Origin of the sequence: Tardiphaga sp. 866_E4_N1_4 (assembly GCF_052076075.1) — a bacterium.
Classification (GTDB): Bacteria; Pseudomonadota; Alphaproteobacteria; order Rhizobiales; family Xanthobacteraceae; genus Tardiphaga; species Tardiphaga robiniae.
On sequence record NZ_CP197242.1, the window covers coordinates 1204156 to 1220018 of the forward strand.

General features: G+C 60.8%; 13 protein-coding genes. 4 read left to right on the forward strand and 9 right to left on the reverse strand.

The window, feature by feature from the left end:
- Positions 1-60: 60 nt before the first annotated feature.
- The 5 genes from AB8B20_RS06050 to AB8B20_RS06070 form a co-directional block, all read right to left on the reverse strand.
- Positions 61-354, reverse strand: a complete 294-nt coding sequence (locus AB8B20_RS06050) for a hypothetical protein (protein ID WP_439071983.1) — start codon at positions 352-354, stop codon at positions 61-63.
- A 138-nt stretch (positions 355-492) separates the two neighbouring features.
- Entirely contained in the window at positions 493-1998 is a 1506-nt protein-coding gene (gene ppx, locus AB8B20_RS06055) for an exopolyphosphatase (RefSeq protein ID WP_439071984.1), read from the reverse strand.
- Positions 1999-2010: 12 nt separating this feature from the next.
- Entirely contained in the window at positions 2011-4212 is a 2202-nt protein-coding gene (locus AB8B20_RS06060) for an RNA degradosome polyphosphate kinase (protein WP_120292383.1), read from the reverse strand.
- A gap of 157 nt (positions 4213-4369) precedes the next feature.
- Positions 4370-5047, reverse strand: coding sequence for a DnaA ATPase domain-containing protein (locus AB8B20_RS06065; RefSeq protein WP_089263968.1), 678 nt, complete (start codon positions 5045-5047; stop codon positions 4370-4372).
- 46 nt (positions 5048-5093) lie between these two features.
- A complete protein-coding gene (locus AB8B20_RS06070; protein ID WP_068731090.1) occupies positions 5094-5648 on the reverse strand; it encodes a CDP-alcohol phosphatidyltransferase family protein in 555 nt (184 codons plus the stop codon).
- Between the two features lie 168 nt (positions 5649-5816).
- Between AB8B20_RS06070 and purM the strand changes: the two genes are divergently transcribed.
- Together purM and purN are read left to right on the forward strand one after the other, a co-directional pair.
- Positions 5817-6890 carry a phosphoribosylformylglycinamidine cyclo-ligase gene (purM, locus tag AB8B20_RS06075; protein ID WP_439071985.1) on the forward strand — a complete coding sequence of 358 codons (1074 nt, stop codon included), beginning with the start codon at positions 5817-5819 and terminating at the stop codon, positions 6888-6890.
- Positions 6862-7554 carry a phosphoribosylglycinamide formyltransferase gene (gene purN, locus AB8B20_RS06080; RefSeq protein WP_439071986.1) on the forward strand — a complete coding sequence of 231 codons (693 nt, stop codon included), beginning with the start codon at positions 6862-6864 and terminating at the stop codon, positions 7552-7554. Before purM ends, purN begins: the two co-directional genes overlap by 29 nt.
- Before the next feature lie 38 nt (positions 7555-7592).
- On the opposite strand, the gene AB8B20_RS06085 is transcribed toward purN, so the two are convergent.
- Positions 7593-9569 carry a DNA/RNA non-specific endonuclease gene (locus AB8B20_RS06085; RefSeq protein WP_439071987.1) on the reverse strand — a complete coding sequence of 659 codons (1977 nt, stop codon included), beginning with the start codon at positions 9567-9569 and terminating at the stop codon, positions 7593-7595.
- A 267-nt stretch (positions 9570-9836) separates the two neighbouring features.
- Positions 9837-10661 carry an alpha/beta fold hydrolase gene (locus AB8B20_RS06090; protein ID WP_439071988.1) on the reverse strand — a complete coding sequence of 275 codons (825 nt, stop codon included), beginning with the start codon at positions 10659-10661 and terminating at the stop codon, positions 9837-9839.
- Between the two features lie 337 nt (positions 10662-10998).
- Between AB8B20_RS06090 and AB8B20_RS06095 the strand changes: the two genes are divergently transcribed.
- Together AB8B20_RS06095 and AB8B20_RS06100 are read left to right on the forward strand one after the other, a co-directional pair.
- Positions 10999-12036, forward strand: a complete 1038-nt coding sequence (locus tag AB8B20_RS06095; protein WP_439071989.1) for an alpha/beta fold hydrolase — start codon at positions 10999-11001, stop codon at positions 12034-12036.
- A 20-nt stretch (positions 12037-12056) separates the two neighbouring features.
- Positions 12057-13007, forward strand: coding sequence for a fatty acid desaturase (locus AB8B20_RS06100; protein ID WP_439071990.1), 951 nt, complete (start codon positions 12057-12059; stop codon positions 13005-13007).
- On the opposite strand, the gene AB8B20_RS06105 is transcribed toward AB8B20_RS06100, so the two are convergent.
- The gene (locus tag AB8B20_RS06105; protein WP_439071991.1) at positions 13008-13589 is read right to left on the reverse strand and encodes a TetR/AcrR family transcriptional regulator; all 582 of its coding nucleotides are present in this window, start codon (positions 13587-13589) and stop codon (positions 13008-13010) included. It abuts the gene before it with no gap.
- Positions 13590-13646: 57 nt separating this feature from the next.
- The gene (locus AB8B20_RS06110) at positions 13647-15632 is read right to left on the reverse strand and encodes an adenylate/guanylate cyclase domain-containing protein (protein WP_439071992.1); all 1986 of its coding nucleotides are present in this window, start codon (positions 15630-15632) and stop codon (positions 13647-13649) included.
- Between the last annotated feature and the right edge of the window lie 231 nt (positions 15633-15863).

Genomic DNA, 15863 nt, shown 5'->3' on the forward strand with positions numbered 1-15863 from the left:
TCGCAAACAGCAGGACGGGGCGCACTACTCCTCGCCCTGCGAGACGCAATGACGATCGTTTTACGCCGCCGATCTGTTCTTGATGGCTCCGACGATTGCCGTCAGCACCGCACCTGCGACACCGCCTCCGGCCACCTGACCGATTAGCGAACCGATATCGGTGGTTGCCGATGCGTTTGAAAGCATAGGAATCAGCATTCCGAGAATTTGACCGCCAACGCCGCCACCTATTGCACCCGCGATCGTGTTGCCGAGTGTACCAAGGTCGACAGACTTCGATGCACCACCAGCAACATTTCCGCCAATCGCGCCGCCAATCAGTTGAACGATAAGGTTGATCAGAAGGGCTGACATTTCGATTCTCCCGGTCCGGAAATCGTATGTACTTGCCGCGTGGACCAAAACGGCCGCACCGGAAAAGAGTATACGCACGGAAACCGAGAGTCACGCCGCGGTGCAATCAGTAGTGTCATTCAGAATGAGCGACGGTGGCTATCGCCTGACGATCGTCCCGGACTTCCCCACTAATCGTGCCAGCTGCTTGAAGCGGCTGCCGACGCGGTCGGCGACGAGATCGACCATGCGATGCTCGAAGACGAGCATCATCTTGCGATCCTTGGTGGCGAAATGCGTGGCGGGCAGCACGCCCGGCCGCGCCGCCGAAATGAGATGCGCGACCCTGAACAACGCGCCGAGCAAACGGGCGCGTTCGACCTGCGCCGGCGAGACAAGCGCGCGGACCAGCTCCGGGGGCTCGTTCTCGGCGCCGAATCCTGCGTAGCGGTAGTACACACAGAGCGCGAGGAATGCGCGACCGTGATGATCGACCGAGCCGAAATTGCCGTTCGTGATCAGACTGAGCGTCTGCTCGCCGCGATGATCCGGGTGAACGCGCCAGCCGATATCGGACAACAGACACGCCACTCGGCGCAGCCGACGATCCTCGTCGGTCTCTTTGAGCTTGGCGACACGGGCGAACCGATCACTCCAGTCGCTCAGCTCCTGTGCGTGGCGGGCCGAACGCGACAGTAACTCGTTCATCGTCTGCGCGGCACCGACCAGACCATCTTGCATGCGCTGTGCTTGCGGCAGCATTTCGTACAGCAAGCCTTCACGGACGCCATAGGTCGAGAACACGATAGTCTTCGGCTTGGCGGTGCGAATGACGTATTCAAGCACGAGCGCCGCGTAGACCAGCAGCGGCTGACGCTGTTCGGCGATGGCTTCGATGTTGGCAAGAATGTTGGCCGTTGCCAGCCGGCGCAAGCGGCGGACGAAATCGAGCGCTTCGGTGGCCGGGATCGAATAACCATGCATCACACGTAGCGGATAGCCGCTCTGGATGATGTGCAGCCGGGCAAGAGCACGCCAGGTGCCGCCGACCGCATAGAAATTGCGACCCACGCCCGCCTTAAGTTGCGCGACGTCAGCCAGCGCCAGCTTGACGATGCGTTCGGCCTTCTTCGGCGATTTTTGTGAGGCGTCCTGCAATGCGAGACTACCGAGCGGCAGCGTCACGCCCTGCCGGACCGCATTGCCTTTGACATCGATCAATTCGAGCGAACCGCCACCGAGATCGCCAACCAGGCCATCCGGCTTGTGCACGCCTGAAATTACGCCCAGCGCCGAGAGCTTCGCTTCGCGCGGCCCCGATATGATCTGGATCTCGCAGCCGCAGATTTTCTCGGCTGCTGCGATGAAGGCAGGTCCATTGCTCGCATCGCGCGCCGCAGCGGTCGCGATCGCGTAGACGCGACCGACCTTCATGACCCTGCACAGCGCACGGAAACGCCGAAGCGCCGTCAGCGCCTTGTCGACGGCGTCCTTGGCTAGCAGTCCAGTGCTCTGCACTTCGCGGCCGAGACCGCACAGCGCCTTTTCATTGAAGAGCGTGACAAGGCTTCGCGTCAGCGTCTCGTAGACCACGAGACGCACCGAGTTGGAGCCAATATCGATGACGGCGACGCTGGTCGCGCGTTGATTGGCACGCGCTACCACGTTGCTGGTTCCTTACGAGGATTGGTGACGCTCCGAACGGCGGGTGAGCCGGCGCGGGGATGATTTCTCAAGCGACTTTCCACGGCCAGACAGACTCGGATTCGTCATGAAGTAATTGTGCACATTGAAGGGTTCCTCGCCCTTCGCTGCCTTCATACGCGTTGACGACCCGTCCGGCAACAATTGCCAGCTCTGTTCCGTATCCTTGAGATTGGCCACCATGATCTGCTCAAGCACCTGGGTATGCACGGTGGGGTTCTGCAGCGGACACAGAACCTCGACGCGGCGATCCAGATTGCGGGGCATCATGTCAGCCGACGATATGTATATCGCCGCTTTCGGGCTCGGCAGGCCATTGCCCATACCGAAGCAATAGATTCGACCATGTTCAAGGAAGCGGCCGATGATCGACTTGACGCGAATGTTTTCGGACAGGCCGGGCACGCCCGGCCGCAGGCAGCAGATGCCACGCACGATCAGTTCAACGGATACACCGGCATTCGACGCCTCATAGAGCGCATCGATGATTTCCGGATCAACCAGCGAATTCATCTTGAGCCAGATCGCACCCGGCTTGCCGCTGCGGGCGAATGCCGCTTCACCGCGGATGTGTTCGAGCATGCGTCCACGCAAGGTCAGCGGCGATACGGCCATCTTCTCGATGTCGCTCGGCTCGGCATAACCGGTGATATAGTTGAACACGCGTGCGGCATCGCGACCGATGATCGGGTCGGATGTGAAATATGACAGATCGGTGTAAATGCGCGCTGTGACCGGATGATAGTTGCCGGTGCCGGTGTGCACATAGGTCGTGAGCGAGCCGCCCTCGCGGCGCACCACCAGCGACAGCTTGGCGTGGGTCTTCAATTCCAGGAAGCCATAGACCACCTGGACACCGGCGCGTTCGAGATCGCGCGCCCAGCGGATATTGGCCTCTTCGTCGAACCGCGCACGCAGCTCGACGAGCGCCGTTACCGACTTACCGGCTTCGGCGGCCTCGACCAGCGTGCGGACAATCGGCGAATTGTTGGAGGTGCGATAGAGCGTCTGCTTGATCGCCACCACGTCCGGATCGCGCGCAGCCTGCTGCAGGAATTGCACGACAACGTCGAAGGATTCATAGGGATGATGGACAATCAGGTCCTTCTGACGGATCGCGGCAAAGATGTCGCCGCCATGATCGCGGACACGTTCCGGATGACGCGGCACATAAGGCACGAACTCGAGATCGGGCCGATCGAGTCGCGTGAGCTGCGAAACCTCGTTCATGGCGAGGATGCCGTCGACCAGCAGGATTTCGTCATCCGAAGTCGCCAACGCGCGCTGCACGAAGGCACGCAGTTCTGCCGGCATGCTGGCTTCGATTTCGAGGCGGATCACCGATCCTCTGCGGCGACGCTTCAGCGCAGTCTCGAACAGCCGGACCAGATCCTCGGCCTCTTCTTCGACTTCGAGTTCACTGTCGCGGATGATGCGGAAGGCACCCTGCCCCTGAACAGTGTAGCCCGGGAATAGACGCGCGATGAACAGGCCGGTGGCCTGTTCCAGCGTGATCAGGCGGACCGCGCCGTCCTTGCCGGGGGTCGGCAGGCGGATGAAGCGATCAATCTTGCCGGGCATGCGGATCAGCGCATTCATCGTCTTGCCGTCGGACACCCGCGACAGATGCAGCGCGATGGTGAAGCCCAGACTCGGAATGAACGGGAACGGATGCGCCGGATCGATCGCCAGCGGCGTCAGCAGCGGGAAAATGTTGTGGAGGAAGTGGTCCTCGATCCAGGTCCGGTCGGCCTTGCTGACCTCCTTGCCGTCGAGCAGCACGATTCCGACATCGGCCAGCATGCCGCGCTGGTCGCGCCAGATCGCCTGCTGGTCGCTGCCGAGCTTGGAGACCGCGCTGTTGATCAGCACCAGTTGCTCGGCCGGGGTCAGGCCGTCCGGGCTGCGCTCGCTGATTCCCTCGCGGACCTGCGCCTTGATGCCGGCGACGCGGACCATGAAGAATTCATCAAGGTTGTTTGCGGAAATCGACAGGAAGCGGACGCGCTCCAGCGCCGGATGGCCCGGATTGACGGATTCCTCAAGAACGCGGCGATTGAAATGCAGCCAGGACAGCTCGCGATTGATGAAGCGCTCGGGACCCGACGCGACCACCTCTGCCGGCTTCGCTTCGCCCTTTTTCTCTTCAATAACAATCTCTTCTGCGGAGTCCATGAGGCAGCAATCCATCCAGTTCAAGCAGCGCTATAGTGCCGACAAATCACAGCGGACATTGCGTCAGTTGCGTGACGCTTCGATGACATTGAGGAACCTGCCTGCCGCGCCGTCAAGGCACGGTGTGACGCGCCGCGTTTGACGTCCAAGGCTTAAGTCAGGCGTCGCGCAGCAGTTCCGCAGCCAATGCACGGGTCACCGGCCGCCCAAGCCGGAGCGCCTCGCTATCCAGCAATTCCACCGTATGGCGGGCGGCGGCGAATGACCGCTCGATGCGGCTGGCCACATAGCTGACCACGCTCTCGTCGATGCTGAGCTGGCGATCGGCACAAAATTTCACGATCAGCGCCCGAAACAACCCGTCATCCGGCGGCAGCAAATTGACTACCGGGATCGCACGGAGCCGCGACCGCAGATCGCGCAACTCGACCTCCATGGCGGCCGGGGCGACCCGCGCCGTAATCAGCACATAGGCGTTGTCCTGACGTGCCAGATTAAGAAGGTGGAACAGCGCCCGCTCGTCGAAGGCACCGGCATTGAGATCCTCCACCACCAGTGCGTTGGTCACCAACTCAGCTGGAACCGTCGCAGCTGTCAGGCTGTGCGCCATGGTGGAGCGCGCGCCGGCCTCCTCGGCCCAGATCGCTGCCAGATGGCTCTTGCCGGACCCCTCCGGGCCGACAAGGAGCATGACCCGGTTCGGCCAGTCCGGCCAGCAGTCGATCAGTCCCAGCGCCTCGGCATTGGCCGGGCCCTCAAGGAAGTTGTCGCGGGACAGACTCTCCGCATGGGGCAGCGCGAACGCCAATTGACGGGGTTGGACGCGGGCGACCACGCAAATACTCCTGCCGGCTCGGCCGGCGAACGTCACGAATACCGGTTTACCGGGGCTCTTGACCGGGTTCGATGGTGCTCATGTGTCGCATCCACTCGACGAGATAGAAGGACACAGAGAGCAGCGTCAAGACGGTCACAAAGCCCATTAAAATCAAATCGTAAGGCGAGGATTTGAAACCAAATCCGAGAGCAGCAAGGACCAAGGCTGCGAACGCCACCTGCGCCACCGTATTGAGCTTTGACACCATCAGCGGCTTCATCGGGATCGGCTTGCCGAACAACCATGACACAATCACGGCGCCCACGATCATGATATCCCGCGACACCACGAGAATCACGATCCAACGCGGAACTGCCCCCCATATCCCCAGGGAGACATAGATCGAGACCAGCAGCGCCTTATCGGCCAAGGGGTCGAGCAGCGCACCGAGTTCGCTGGCCATGTTGAAACGCTTGGCGAGAAAGCCGTCCACGGCATCGCTGACCCCCGCAATCACGAAGATTGCAAAGGCGATTTCCATCTGGTTCGAGGCAATCGCCCAGACAATCACGGGCACCAGCAGGATACGCCCGAGGGTGATTAAATTGGGGATACTCACGCGGCGCTTCCCGGCTCCGGCCTGTTTCGCAATCCGAGCTTGGGGGCTCCGACCGGCTTACCGCCTACATAGTAATCGGGATAGCGTTTACGAGCCATTGCGCAGGCGGGGATTCCGACGTAACCAGCCGAAAATACACAGTTTCGCAGCTCCGGCAGGATACCCGGCATGACCGACCAGAAAAAAGGCCTCACTTACGCGGACGCGGGCGTCGATATCGATGCCGGCAACCGTCTGGTGGACCTCATCAAGCCGATGGTTCGCGCAACCGCCCGTGCCGGCGCTGACGCCGAGATCGGCGGCTTCGGCGGACTGTTCGACCTCAAGGCCGCCGGCTTCAAGGATCCGGTTCTCGTCGCCGCCACCGACGGCGTTGGCACCAAGGTCAAGATCGCTATCGAAGCCGGCATCCATAACGGCATAGGCATCGATCTCGTCGCCATGTCAGTCAACGACCTCGTGGTCCAGGGCGCCGAGCCGCTGTTCTTTCTCGACTACTTCGCCTGCGGCAAGCTCGACCCAGAAGCCACCGCCTCAATCGTCGCTGGCATCGCAGAGGGCTGCCGTGAATCCGGCTGCGCGCTGATCGGCGGCGAAACCGCCGAAATGCCCGGCCTCTACAAGGACGGCGACTACGACCTCGCCGGATTCTCGGTGGGTGCTGCGGAGCGCGGCACGCTGCTGCCGACCAAGGATATCGGCGTGGGCGATGCCGTCATCGGCATGGCCTCGTCTGGCGTCCATTCCAACGGCTTCTCGCTGGTCCGCAAGATTGTCGAGCGCACAGGCCTCTCTTACGCCGACAAAGCGCCGTTCTCGCCGGTGATGACGCTTGGCGGTGCGCTGCTGACCCCGACCCGGCTCTATGTGAAATCCTGCTTGCGCGCGATCCGCGAGACCGGCGCCGTGAAGGGCCTCGCGCATATCACTGGCGGCGGCTTCACCGACAACATCCCGCGCGTGCTGCCAAAGAACCTCGGCGTTCGCATCGACCTGCCCTCCCTCACCGTCCTGCCGGTGTTCAAGTGGCTAGCAAAGGAAGGCGATATCGCCGAACTCGAGCTGCTGCGCACGTTCAACTGCGGCGTCGGCATGATCGCCATCGTCAAGCGCGAAGCCGTGCAACAGGTGATGGACATCCTGCGCGAGGGCGGCGAGACCGTGTCGCTGCTCGGCGACGTCATCGAAGCTGAGGGCGACGAGCGCGTCGTCTATGACGGACATCTCGAACTCGACCTGTGAGGCCGTGATGCGTCGCGTCGCCATCCTGATTTCCGGCCGCGGGTCGAACATGACCGCATTGATCGAGGCCGCCGCCGCAGATGGCTTCCCGGCCGACATTGCGCTGGTGATTTCGAACAAGGCCGACGCTCCCGGCCTCGCCACTGCGCAGGCCAATGGCGTCAAGACGCTGGTGATCGAGAGCAAGCCGTTCGGCAAGGATCGCGCCGGCTTCGAGAAGCTGCTGCAGGCGACCCTCGACGAGCACAAGATCGAGCTGATCTGCCTCGGCGGCTTCATGCGCCTGTTCACGGCGGAATTCGTGCGACACTGGTACGGCCGGATGCTGAACATCCACCCGTCGCTGCTGCCGTCCTTCCCCGGCCTCGATCCGCACGGCCAGGCATTGCGCGCCGGCGTCAAGATTTCCGGCGCCACGGTGCATTTCGTCATTCCGGAGACCGATGCCGGCCCGATCGTGATGCAGGGCGCCGTGGCCGTGGCCGATAACGACACCCCCGACACCCTCGCCGCGCGCGTGCTCGACATCGAGCACAAGATCTATCCGCAGGCGTTACGACTGTTGGCCACCAACAGCGTCGGCATCACCGGCGACACCTGCACCACCAGTACCGGCGCCAGCGCCAGCCGCGACGACACGCTGATCTCGCCGACAGTGATCTAACGTTCGGGGTCGCACTGCCATGCAGTGCAGCCCGCAGGTCAGATTACGACGTCGTCCATATCGTTGATCCGCCGGGTTCTTCGCGTCGATTCCAGCGTCCCGTGTGCATCGAACGGCTTCACCACCGAGAAATCCAGACCGGTCGCCTCCTCGATCGCCACGATCGTGGTTTGAATCCTGCGCTTGCGCATTTCATCCACGGTGTACGGCTTCAATCCGGAGAACACCTTGGCCTCATACAGCGCCTGGACATACTGGGTCTGCCCAACGATGAACGCCGCCGCGGCGATCTTGGTCGTCGTCTTTTGCAGCACCGCCACTTTCCAGAACGAGAGCGGCACCTTCCACAGTCCGCCCTTGCGACCCTTGCCATAATAGGGATCGTCATCGCGATAGATCGGTCCGGTAAAAACCGTCAACCGCTTCTCGGAGGTCTGCGCCTTATCCAGCAGATAGTCCTCGAGATTGCCCCAGTCGATATCGTTGTAGCTTTGCACCTGCGGCGCTGCATTGGTGTAGTGGAACGTATCCTCGGAACCCGCTTGGGCTTCCTCAAGACGTTCCACATCGTCGGATAGTGCGCTCCAGCATGGATCGAGCAGACGGACCTGATGCCCCCGGCTGAATTGAACTGGATCGTTACCCTTGGCCTTTTCGTAGAAGGCACCGTCCGGCTGATACTCGTCCGCGATCCGCGCGTCGCGCCGCCACGTATCCTTTCGCTTACCGGGATGGATGAGTTTCCCCCCGGCAATGTTGACCGCCGTGATCAGTGGAAACTTGCGCTCTTCATGGATCACCGACGTAAAATGATGATAGGCCAGTTCATATCCCGAGCCATCCAGCAATGGCGCAACCTTGCCGGCGGCAAGCAGCGGTGCATAGATCGTCGCAAGATCGATGGGATTGCTCTTGAAGAACCCCGCATCATAGCCACGAACACCTGCCCAGCGTGACACTTGAAGCGGCTTACGGTCAGCCTCCAGAAGCGTCTCGCCAACCGATATGCCCTGGGACATCGGACTGAGGCCGAGCGACTTGTCGAGCCTGTCGAGAACGAGCCCTGCCTGCCGTTTTGCAAATCGTTCCTTTTCGAGCAGTGAAAAGATGGCACTGATCCGAATGCCTTCATTGGCGATCCATACCGGATCCTTGACGACTGCGCCGGGCTTGCTCGGCGCAGGAACCGCCTTGTGATGCAACGCCAGCACCTGCCACTGGTCATTCAGCACTGGCGCGCCCGAAGACCCCGGTTGCGTATCTGTCGAATAATGGATGAACTGACTAAGGTCGATCCCGACAGCCGAGGTTGGGTCAAGCGTGACGATCTGGCTGGCGCGGATCGCGATCTGCTTCGGCTCGCTGCCCGGATGCTGAATGATCGTGACCCATTCGTCATCGACTGCTTTGCCCGACAGCGGGATCAGCGGGAGCCGGCCGTAGCGATCGAGCGGTACGCCGTCATCCGACAACGGCGTAATCGCCACAAAGGTGATATCGAGTTCGGCGTTGGTATAGAATATTTCATGCGGACGCAGGTTGAAGCAGACCGGATCGCGCAACACGCCATCGATGTCGTGCTCGTAGCCGAACTCGGCCTCACACTGGCTCGCCTCGTCTTCGTCGCCAAGCACGTGATGATTGGTGAGCAACAGTCGTGGTCCGACCAAAAAGCCGGTGCCGTACCACGCCCCGCCGTCACTCGGCACTCTGATCCGGCACACGGCCGCCGCTGCACGCTTGCCCCGATCCAGAAAATTGATCGACAGCAGATCGCTTTCGCCGATGATACGCTCGAACGCATTGGGATCGCTGCGCGGCGCCTCGAGGAAATTCTTGCGGATAGCAAAACGATCATCTGCCTTGGCTCGGCTGCGTCGTTTGGCGCGCGCTGAAGGCGGCACATAACTCGAATCCGCCCTGGATATGATCTTCTCCAGCTGTGCGGACAGTGCCGTCGATGTCGTTGCAACAACGTCTTTCTGAGACTCACTCGCTTCGTGACCGGAATCCATTGCGCGTCCCCACAAACCGCCCAAAAAATGCATCGTCAACAAAGCGCCCGTACCAAGTCGGCACGGCGCGCGCTATCAAAGGTTGCATATTTGCCTGATCGTAACTTTTCCGCAACGAGGACAACGCATTTATTGTTCGGCAGGCGCCCCGAACTGTCATATCCCGGTCATCAACGGGGGACCGCTCAGTTCGCGAGCACCGGTCGCAGGACCATTGAAGACAATGCGAACGACGCAACACGTACTGCGTCGTTCACACCGGTTCGTTTAGCTGCGAACAAATTCCAGCAGATCCGGGTTGATCACATCCGCATGGGTGGTCAGCATGCCGTGCGGGAAGCCCGGATAGGTCTTCAGCGTGCCGTTCTTGAGCAGCTTCACCGTCAGTGGTGCAGCGTCGGCATAAGGCACGATCTGGTCATCATCGCCGTGCAAAACGAGCACCGGCACATCGATCGCCTTCAGGTCTTCGGTGAAGTCGGTTTCCGAAAATGCCTTGATGCAATCATAGTGCGCCTTGGCGCCGCCGATCATGCCCTGCCGCCACCAGTTGTCGATCACGCCCTGATAGACTTTCGCGCCCGGCCGGTTGAAGCCGTAGAATGGCCCGGCCGGGACATCGACGTAGAACTGCGCACGGTTGGCAACAAGCGCAGCACGGAAGCCGTCGAACACTTCGAGCGGCAGGCCGCCGGGATTGTTCTCGGTCTTGAGCATGATCGGCGGCACGGCGCTGACCAGCACCGCCTTGGCGACGCGTCCCTTCTTGGCACGCGCGACGTAACGCGCAACTTCGCCGCCGCCGGTGGAGTGACCGATATGCACGGCGTCCTTCAGATCCAGTTTGTCGGTGAGTTCGGCGACGTCGGCCGCATAGGTGTCCATCTCATTACCGGTCGCGGTCTGGCTGGAGCGACCATGGCCACGGCGGTCGTGCGCGATGACGCGATAGCCCTGATTGAGGAAGAACATCATCTGGTTGTCCCAGTCGTCCGCACTTAGGGGCCAGCCGTGATGAAACACGATCGGCTGCCCGGTGCCCCAATCCTTGTAGAAAATCTCGGTGCCGTCTTTGGTGGTGATGGTTCCCATGATCCAGACTCCTTTGAGTGGGTTGCGGGCAAGCGCGACTTCGAGTTCGCAGCGGCTTATGCGGACAACCTGGCCGCTTTCCGCCTCTGCGCCGATGACAGGCCAGTGAATAGACTAACGGGCCGCAAGTCTCTTGTACGTTTCGAATACAAAAACAAGATGTCGCCGAACCGCCAACGGGCGACGACCAGCTGCATGCTATTCAGGCGGCAATGCCGAAGTTTCGGCATTGCGCTCTTCGCAAATTAATATACCAATAGTACAGTTATTAAATTTTGTCGAGCGGATCGCTTGTCGCACCCTCGGCAAGCGTCAATGGACCTTCCGGAGCTGCAGCATGAATACGCCGAACGACTACCAGATCTTCGAGGCGGGTGACGTGCTGCTGCAATCCGGCCAGCGGCACCCGCGCCTGCAGCTTGCCTACAAGACCTATGGCGCACTCAATGCTGCCAAAGATAACGTCATCCTCTATCCAACGTCGTTCGGCGCACAACACTACGACACTGAGTGGCTGATCGCGCCGGGCGCCGCACTCGATTCGGACCGCTACTTCATCGTCATCCCCAATCTGTTCGGAAACGGGCTGTCGTCATCGCCATCGAATTCGCTGGAAGCTCTGGCTGGCGCCCCCTATCCGAACATCAGCTATCATGACGCTATTTCGATCCAGCATCGCCTGCTGACCGAGCAATTCGGCATCGCCCGTCTGGCACTGGTCTATGGCTGGTCGATGGGCGGCATGCAGGCCTATCACTGGGCCGCCCGCTATCCGGACATGGTGGCACGCACGGCAGTGGTCTGCGGCAGCGCCCGTTGTTCGCCGTTCAACGCCGTATTCCTCGAAAGTGTGCGGGCCGCTTTGACCACCGATCCTGCCTTTGTCGATGGCCGCTTCGTTTCGAAACCATCTGCCGGACTTCGCGCCATGGGGCGGGTTTATGCCGGCTGGGCAATGTCGCATGGCTTCTACCGCGACGAAATCTGGCGCGAAGCCGGCTTCACCTCGCTGGAAGACTATCTGGCGCGATCATGGGACGTCGCTTTCGCGCATCGTGATGCCAACAATCTGCTGGCCCAGCTCCGGACCTGGCAGAATGGCGATATCAGCCGCTGCGATGCATTCCGTGCCGACTTCCGGAAAGCCATGGCTGCTATCAAGGCACGCGTTCTGCTGATGCCCGGGCAGACGGACAATTATTTTCAGGTCGGCGACAACGAAGACGAACTCCCCCTGCTGACGAACGCACGCGCGGCCGAACTGTGCCCTATCCCCTCGCTGCACGGACACCGCGCCGGCAACCCGGTCAAGAACCCGGTCGATGCCGCCTTCATCAACACGAGAGTCTCGGCGCTGCTCGCCGCCGACGCCTGAACCGAGAACGGGACGAACCGATGACGATGGATGCAGTTGGCCATGGCAAGATCGAAACCCGCGCCCTAACGCCCGCACAGCTGAAGGACCTGTCGGTTCGCGCCAATCTTCCGGGGCTCATTCGCTCGATCAGCCATTATGCCTTGATCGCTTTGGTTGGAACGCTGATCTGGCAGGTCGCCACCCGCTACGGCGTGGTGTGGGCGATCCCGCTGATCGTCATCCAGGGTTATCTCATCGCCTTCCTGTTCATGGCGGTGCACGAGGCCGCGCACAAGACTGTGTTCACCAGCCGGCGGCTGAACGAGGCCCTCGGCCATGTCTCGTCGCTGATGATCGTTCTACCCTATGAACACTATGCGCTATTTCACTGGGACCATCACCGCTTCACGCAGGATCCCGACCGCGATCCTGAACTCGTCACCGCAACGATCCCCTCGTCCGACACCAGACTCGCCATCGCCTATACCGGCATCGTGCAACTGACCAACCGGATCCGCCTGCTGGTCCGGCGTGCCGTGACCGGACAAGCCGTAGCGCCGTGGATCCCGGAATCCAAGCAAGGCATGGTGGTGCGCGAAGCCCGCATCTATGCCCTCGTCTATCTGGCGCTACTGATCGCTTCCATCGCCTTCTCCAGCACGATGCTGCTGTGGTGCTGGCTCGTCCCGCTCTATGTCGGCCAGCTATTCCTGCGGCCCTATCTCTATGCCGAACACACCGGCTGCGAGCGTACCCGCAGCGCCTATGAGAACACCCGCACGACCTATACCGACGCGCTGACGAAATGGTTCACCTGGAATATGCCATTCCATGTCGAGCATCACGCCTACCCGTCGGTGCCCTTCCACGCATTGCCAAAGCTCAACGCCATCATCGACGAACGCATCACGCATCGCGGTTGGGGCTACCGGGCCGTCACGCGCGAAACCTGGCGCTGGTTTCGCCGCGCGCGGCAAGGCGGCATCTGACTATTGCGCCGACAATACGGATCTGACGAGCTTGCGCGCATAGTCGGCCGTCAGCGGCCGAAATCCAAAGATATACTCATAAAACAGCGTGCCATAGATCCGGTCATAGAGATCGCCGGCTGGCTCCGAAGCAACGATGCTGCCGTCCTTCTGGCCGTCCTTGATAATCGCCAGCGATATGTCCCGGCGGATACCAAGATAGCGTTCGGAAAAGATCTTCGCTGAACCGGTCCGCGAGATGCATTCGGCAATGACAGCGAGCTGCACCTTGCCAAAATCGCTGTTCAGCGCCACTGCATAGGCGGCGGCATGTTTCGTGATGCGGGTAAACGGATCGCCGCTCTCGGAAAGCGGTAGCATGGTGGACGCCTGCCGCAGGAACGCGTCGATCAGCACCGCTTCGCGCGACGGCCACCATTTATAGATCGTCATCTTGGAGACGCCGGAATCCCGCGCAATCGCATCGATCGTCGTCGCAGCGAGCCCCTCAGCCGCCATCATGCGATAGGCGCTCTCCAGGATCGCATCCTCGGTCTCGACCGATCGAGGGCGCCCCCGCCGCACGGGTATCACCTCGGTCATCTCCGCAACTTCACTCTATGGGCTGCCATACGCCTACTATAGCGCCGCCCCCATAGATCAAACAGGGAAATTGGCGTGGCGATCAGACGCGGCGGCGGAATGTTGGTCTCGCGCGCCGAGCAACTCATAGATCTGCACTTCCGCGGCAAAGCCTTTCGGCTTGATCCGGGCGACGCTGCGGAAAAGGAACAGGGAGTCCACCCGCTCCTTGACGGCTTCGCTGACCAGGACGCTGGTTCCGTAGTCCTTGTTCAGGGTTTCCAGCCGCGACGCGAGATTCACCGTGGCTCCGAGCGCCGTGTAATTCATGCGGTCGGGCGACCCGATATTGCCGATCATGACATCACCAACATGCAGGCCAAACCGGGTCTTGTAGACCGGCCATCCCTCGCGCTCGAATTCCTCGTTGAGCTTGCGATTGGCTTCGACGCAATCGAGCACGGCGGCACAGGCCTGTGCCACATGGTTCGTATGTTCGATCGGCGCGTTCCAGAGTCCCATGACGGCATCGCCGATATATTTATCGACCGTGCCCTGATGGGTGGCGATGACGTCCGAAATCGCAGCGAAGTAGCGCGACGTATAGAGCATCACCCGGGTCGGATCCTCGTTCTCGGTCATGCCTGTAAAATTCTCGACATCCGTGAACAGGATGGTCGCCTCGCGGCGCTCTCCGCCCAATTGCATGGCCGTGCCGGTTTCGACCAGTTGCTGAACCAGACGCTTGGGAACGAAATTCGAGAATGTTTGCACCAGCGTACGCATGGTGAAAACCGATCGCCCGAGATCGTCGATTTCGCGGATCGGCGAATGCAGCTGTGGCATGGACGAGAAGCGGAAGTTCTGGATCCGATCCACCTCGCGCGCCAGAATCCGCAGCGACAGCGACAGTTTGTTGCCGATCCAGAACGCAATCGGTACGGCGGCGATGACGAAGCAAAATGCGAGAATGAAGAGCGTGCGTTTCTCCTGCTCTATCTCGGCATAGAATTCATCGAGCGGAGCGAAGAAGCCAACGCGAAGATTGGCCGATCCAGCCATCTCTACGGGCCTGAATGCCGCCGCATAGGCACGCCCGGTTCCGTCATCGAAGAACTGTTGCTCAACGCCGGTCTGGCGCCACGCCTTGATGGCCGCAGTAGCGCCGATCGTATCGACATCGCTCAGTCGCGGTAGCTCCGACAGTTTGTTCGGCACGCTCGTGGCTTCAAGCCAGCGGGACATCTCGGGATGCGCCAGCACCCGGTCGGCATCATCAAACAGGTAGGCCACGCCCGAATGCCCGAGTTGCTGCTTACGCAGCATGGCCTCGGCTTCACTGAGCAGGATATCGCCGGCCACAACACCCCGCTGCCCCTCCACAATGGGCATTCGCAGCGTGTAGCCGATGTCACCGGTCTGATAGAAAATATAGGGCTCGGTCAGCAGACTGGCATTGGGCTCGAAGGCGCCGCGATACCACGGCCGAACGCGAGGATCGAAATCGACAGGCCCGGGCAGACTTGCCAAAGGCCGCAGCGCATCGTCGAGATAGGCGGTCGTGGTCTGAAGCGGTCCAAAATCGCCTGCCTTCACGATCGTGAACAGGCGAAATCTGGCCCCGTCCGGCGCCCCGAAGCGCGCTTTCACCCCAGCTCCCGTTCGGTCGATGAGGTCCATTTCCAGGAACGAGCCGTCCTCATATCCCATGTACAGGCTGAAGAGCTGCTTGTTGTTGCGCAGCATCGACGCCAGCAGGATGTTCAGCCGCGGGTTATTCTTGAGCTCCGCGGACTGGACCGATGTGATACCGCGCAGGATATCCAGATTGTCGTGAACGCTCTTGAGCTGCGCATCGATGCGATCGGTCGCAGCCTGCGCGACCACGCTGAGATACGACGAAGCCGCCGTCCGGATGATCGTGTTGACCCTGCTGAAGCTGAGATAAACCAGCGCCAGGCCGACGGTAAGGACGACGCCGACGAACAGCGCAATGATCGACGTCCTGAAGCCAATCCGAAAACGCGATCTCACCGGCACCGTCATCTGCGCATGATCCACCACCGTTCAATTCCCCACAATCTGGCGCAGAAACATACCCCTGGGTTCAGAGCCACAGAGGTCTCGGTGACGGAAGTCCGCGGTACCACGATTCCGTATGTGACACACAACTTGGGAATGTCTTTACGGTAAAGAAACCTAATCCATGCTTACCAGACCTGACACGGAGCCTAGTTCGGCAAACGGCCTCATCGAGCTCAGCGACATGGGGCTCGGGATGTCTCGGCATTCGCC

What these genes read in the sequence shown, in the direction of transcription:
- AB8B20_RS06050 (WP_439071983.1), bottom strand. Translation starts at nt 354, where the DNA reads ATGTCAGCCCTTCTGATCAACCTTATCGTTCAACTGATTGGCGGCGCG.
- AB8B20_RS06060 (WP_120292383.1), bottom strand. Translation starts at nt 4,212, where the DNA reads ATGGACTCCGCAGAAGAGATTGTTATTGAAGAGAAAAAGGGCGAAGCG.
- purM (WP_439071985.1), top strand. Translation starts at nt 5,817, where the DNA reads ATGACCGACCAGAAAAAAGGCCTCACTTACGCGGACGCGGGCGTCGAT.
- purN (WP_439071986.1), top strand. Translation starts at nt 6,862, where the DNA reads ATGACGGACATCTCGAACTCGACCTGTGAGGCCGTGATGCGTCGCGTC.
- AB8B20_RS06085 (WP_439071987.1), bottom strand. Translation starts at nt 9,569, where the DNA reads ATGGATTCCGGTCACGAAGCGAGTGAGTCTCAGAAAGACGTTGTTGCA.
- AB8B20_RS06090 (WP_439071988.1), bottom strand. Translation starts at nt 10,661, where the DNA reads ATGGGAACCATCACCACCAAAGACGGCACCGAGATTTTCTACAAGGAT.
- AB8B20_RS06095 (WP_439071989.1), top strand. Translation starts at nt 10,999, where the DNA reads ATGAATACGCCGAACGACTACCAGATCTTCGAGGCGGGTGACGTGCTG.
- AB8B20_RS06100 (WP_439071990.1), top strand. Translation starts at nt 12,057, where the DNA reads ATGACGATGGATGCAGTTGGCCATGGCAAGATCGAAACCCGCGCCCTA.
- AB8B20_RS06105 (WP_439071991.1), bottom strand. Translation starts at nt 13,589, where the DNA reads ATGACCGAGGTGATACCCGTGCGGCGGGGGCGCCCTCGATCGGTCGAG.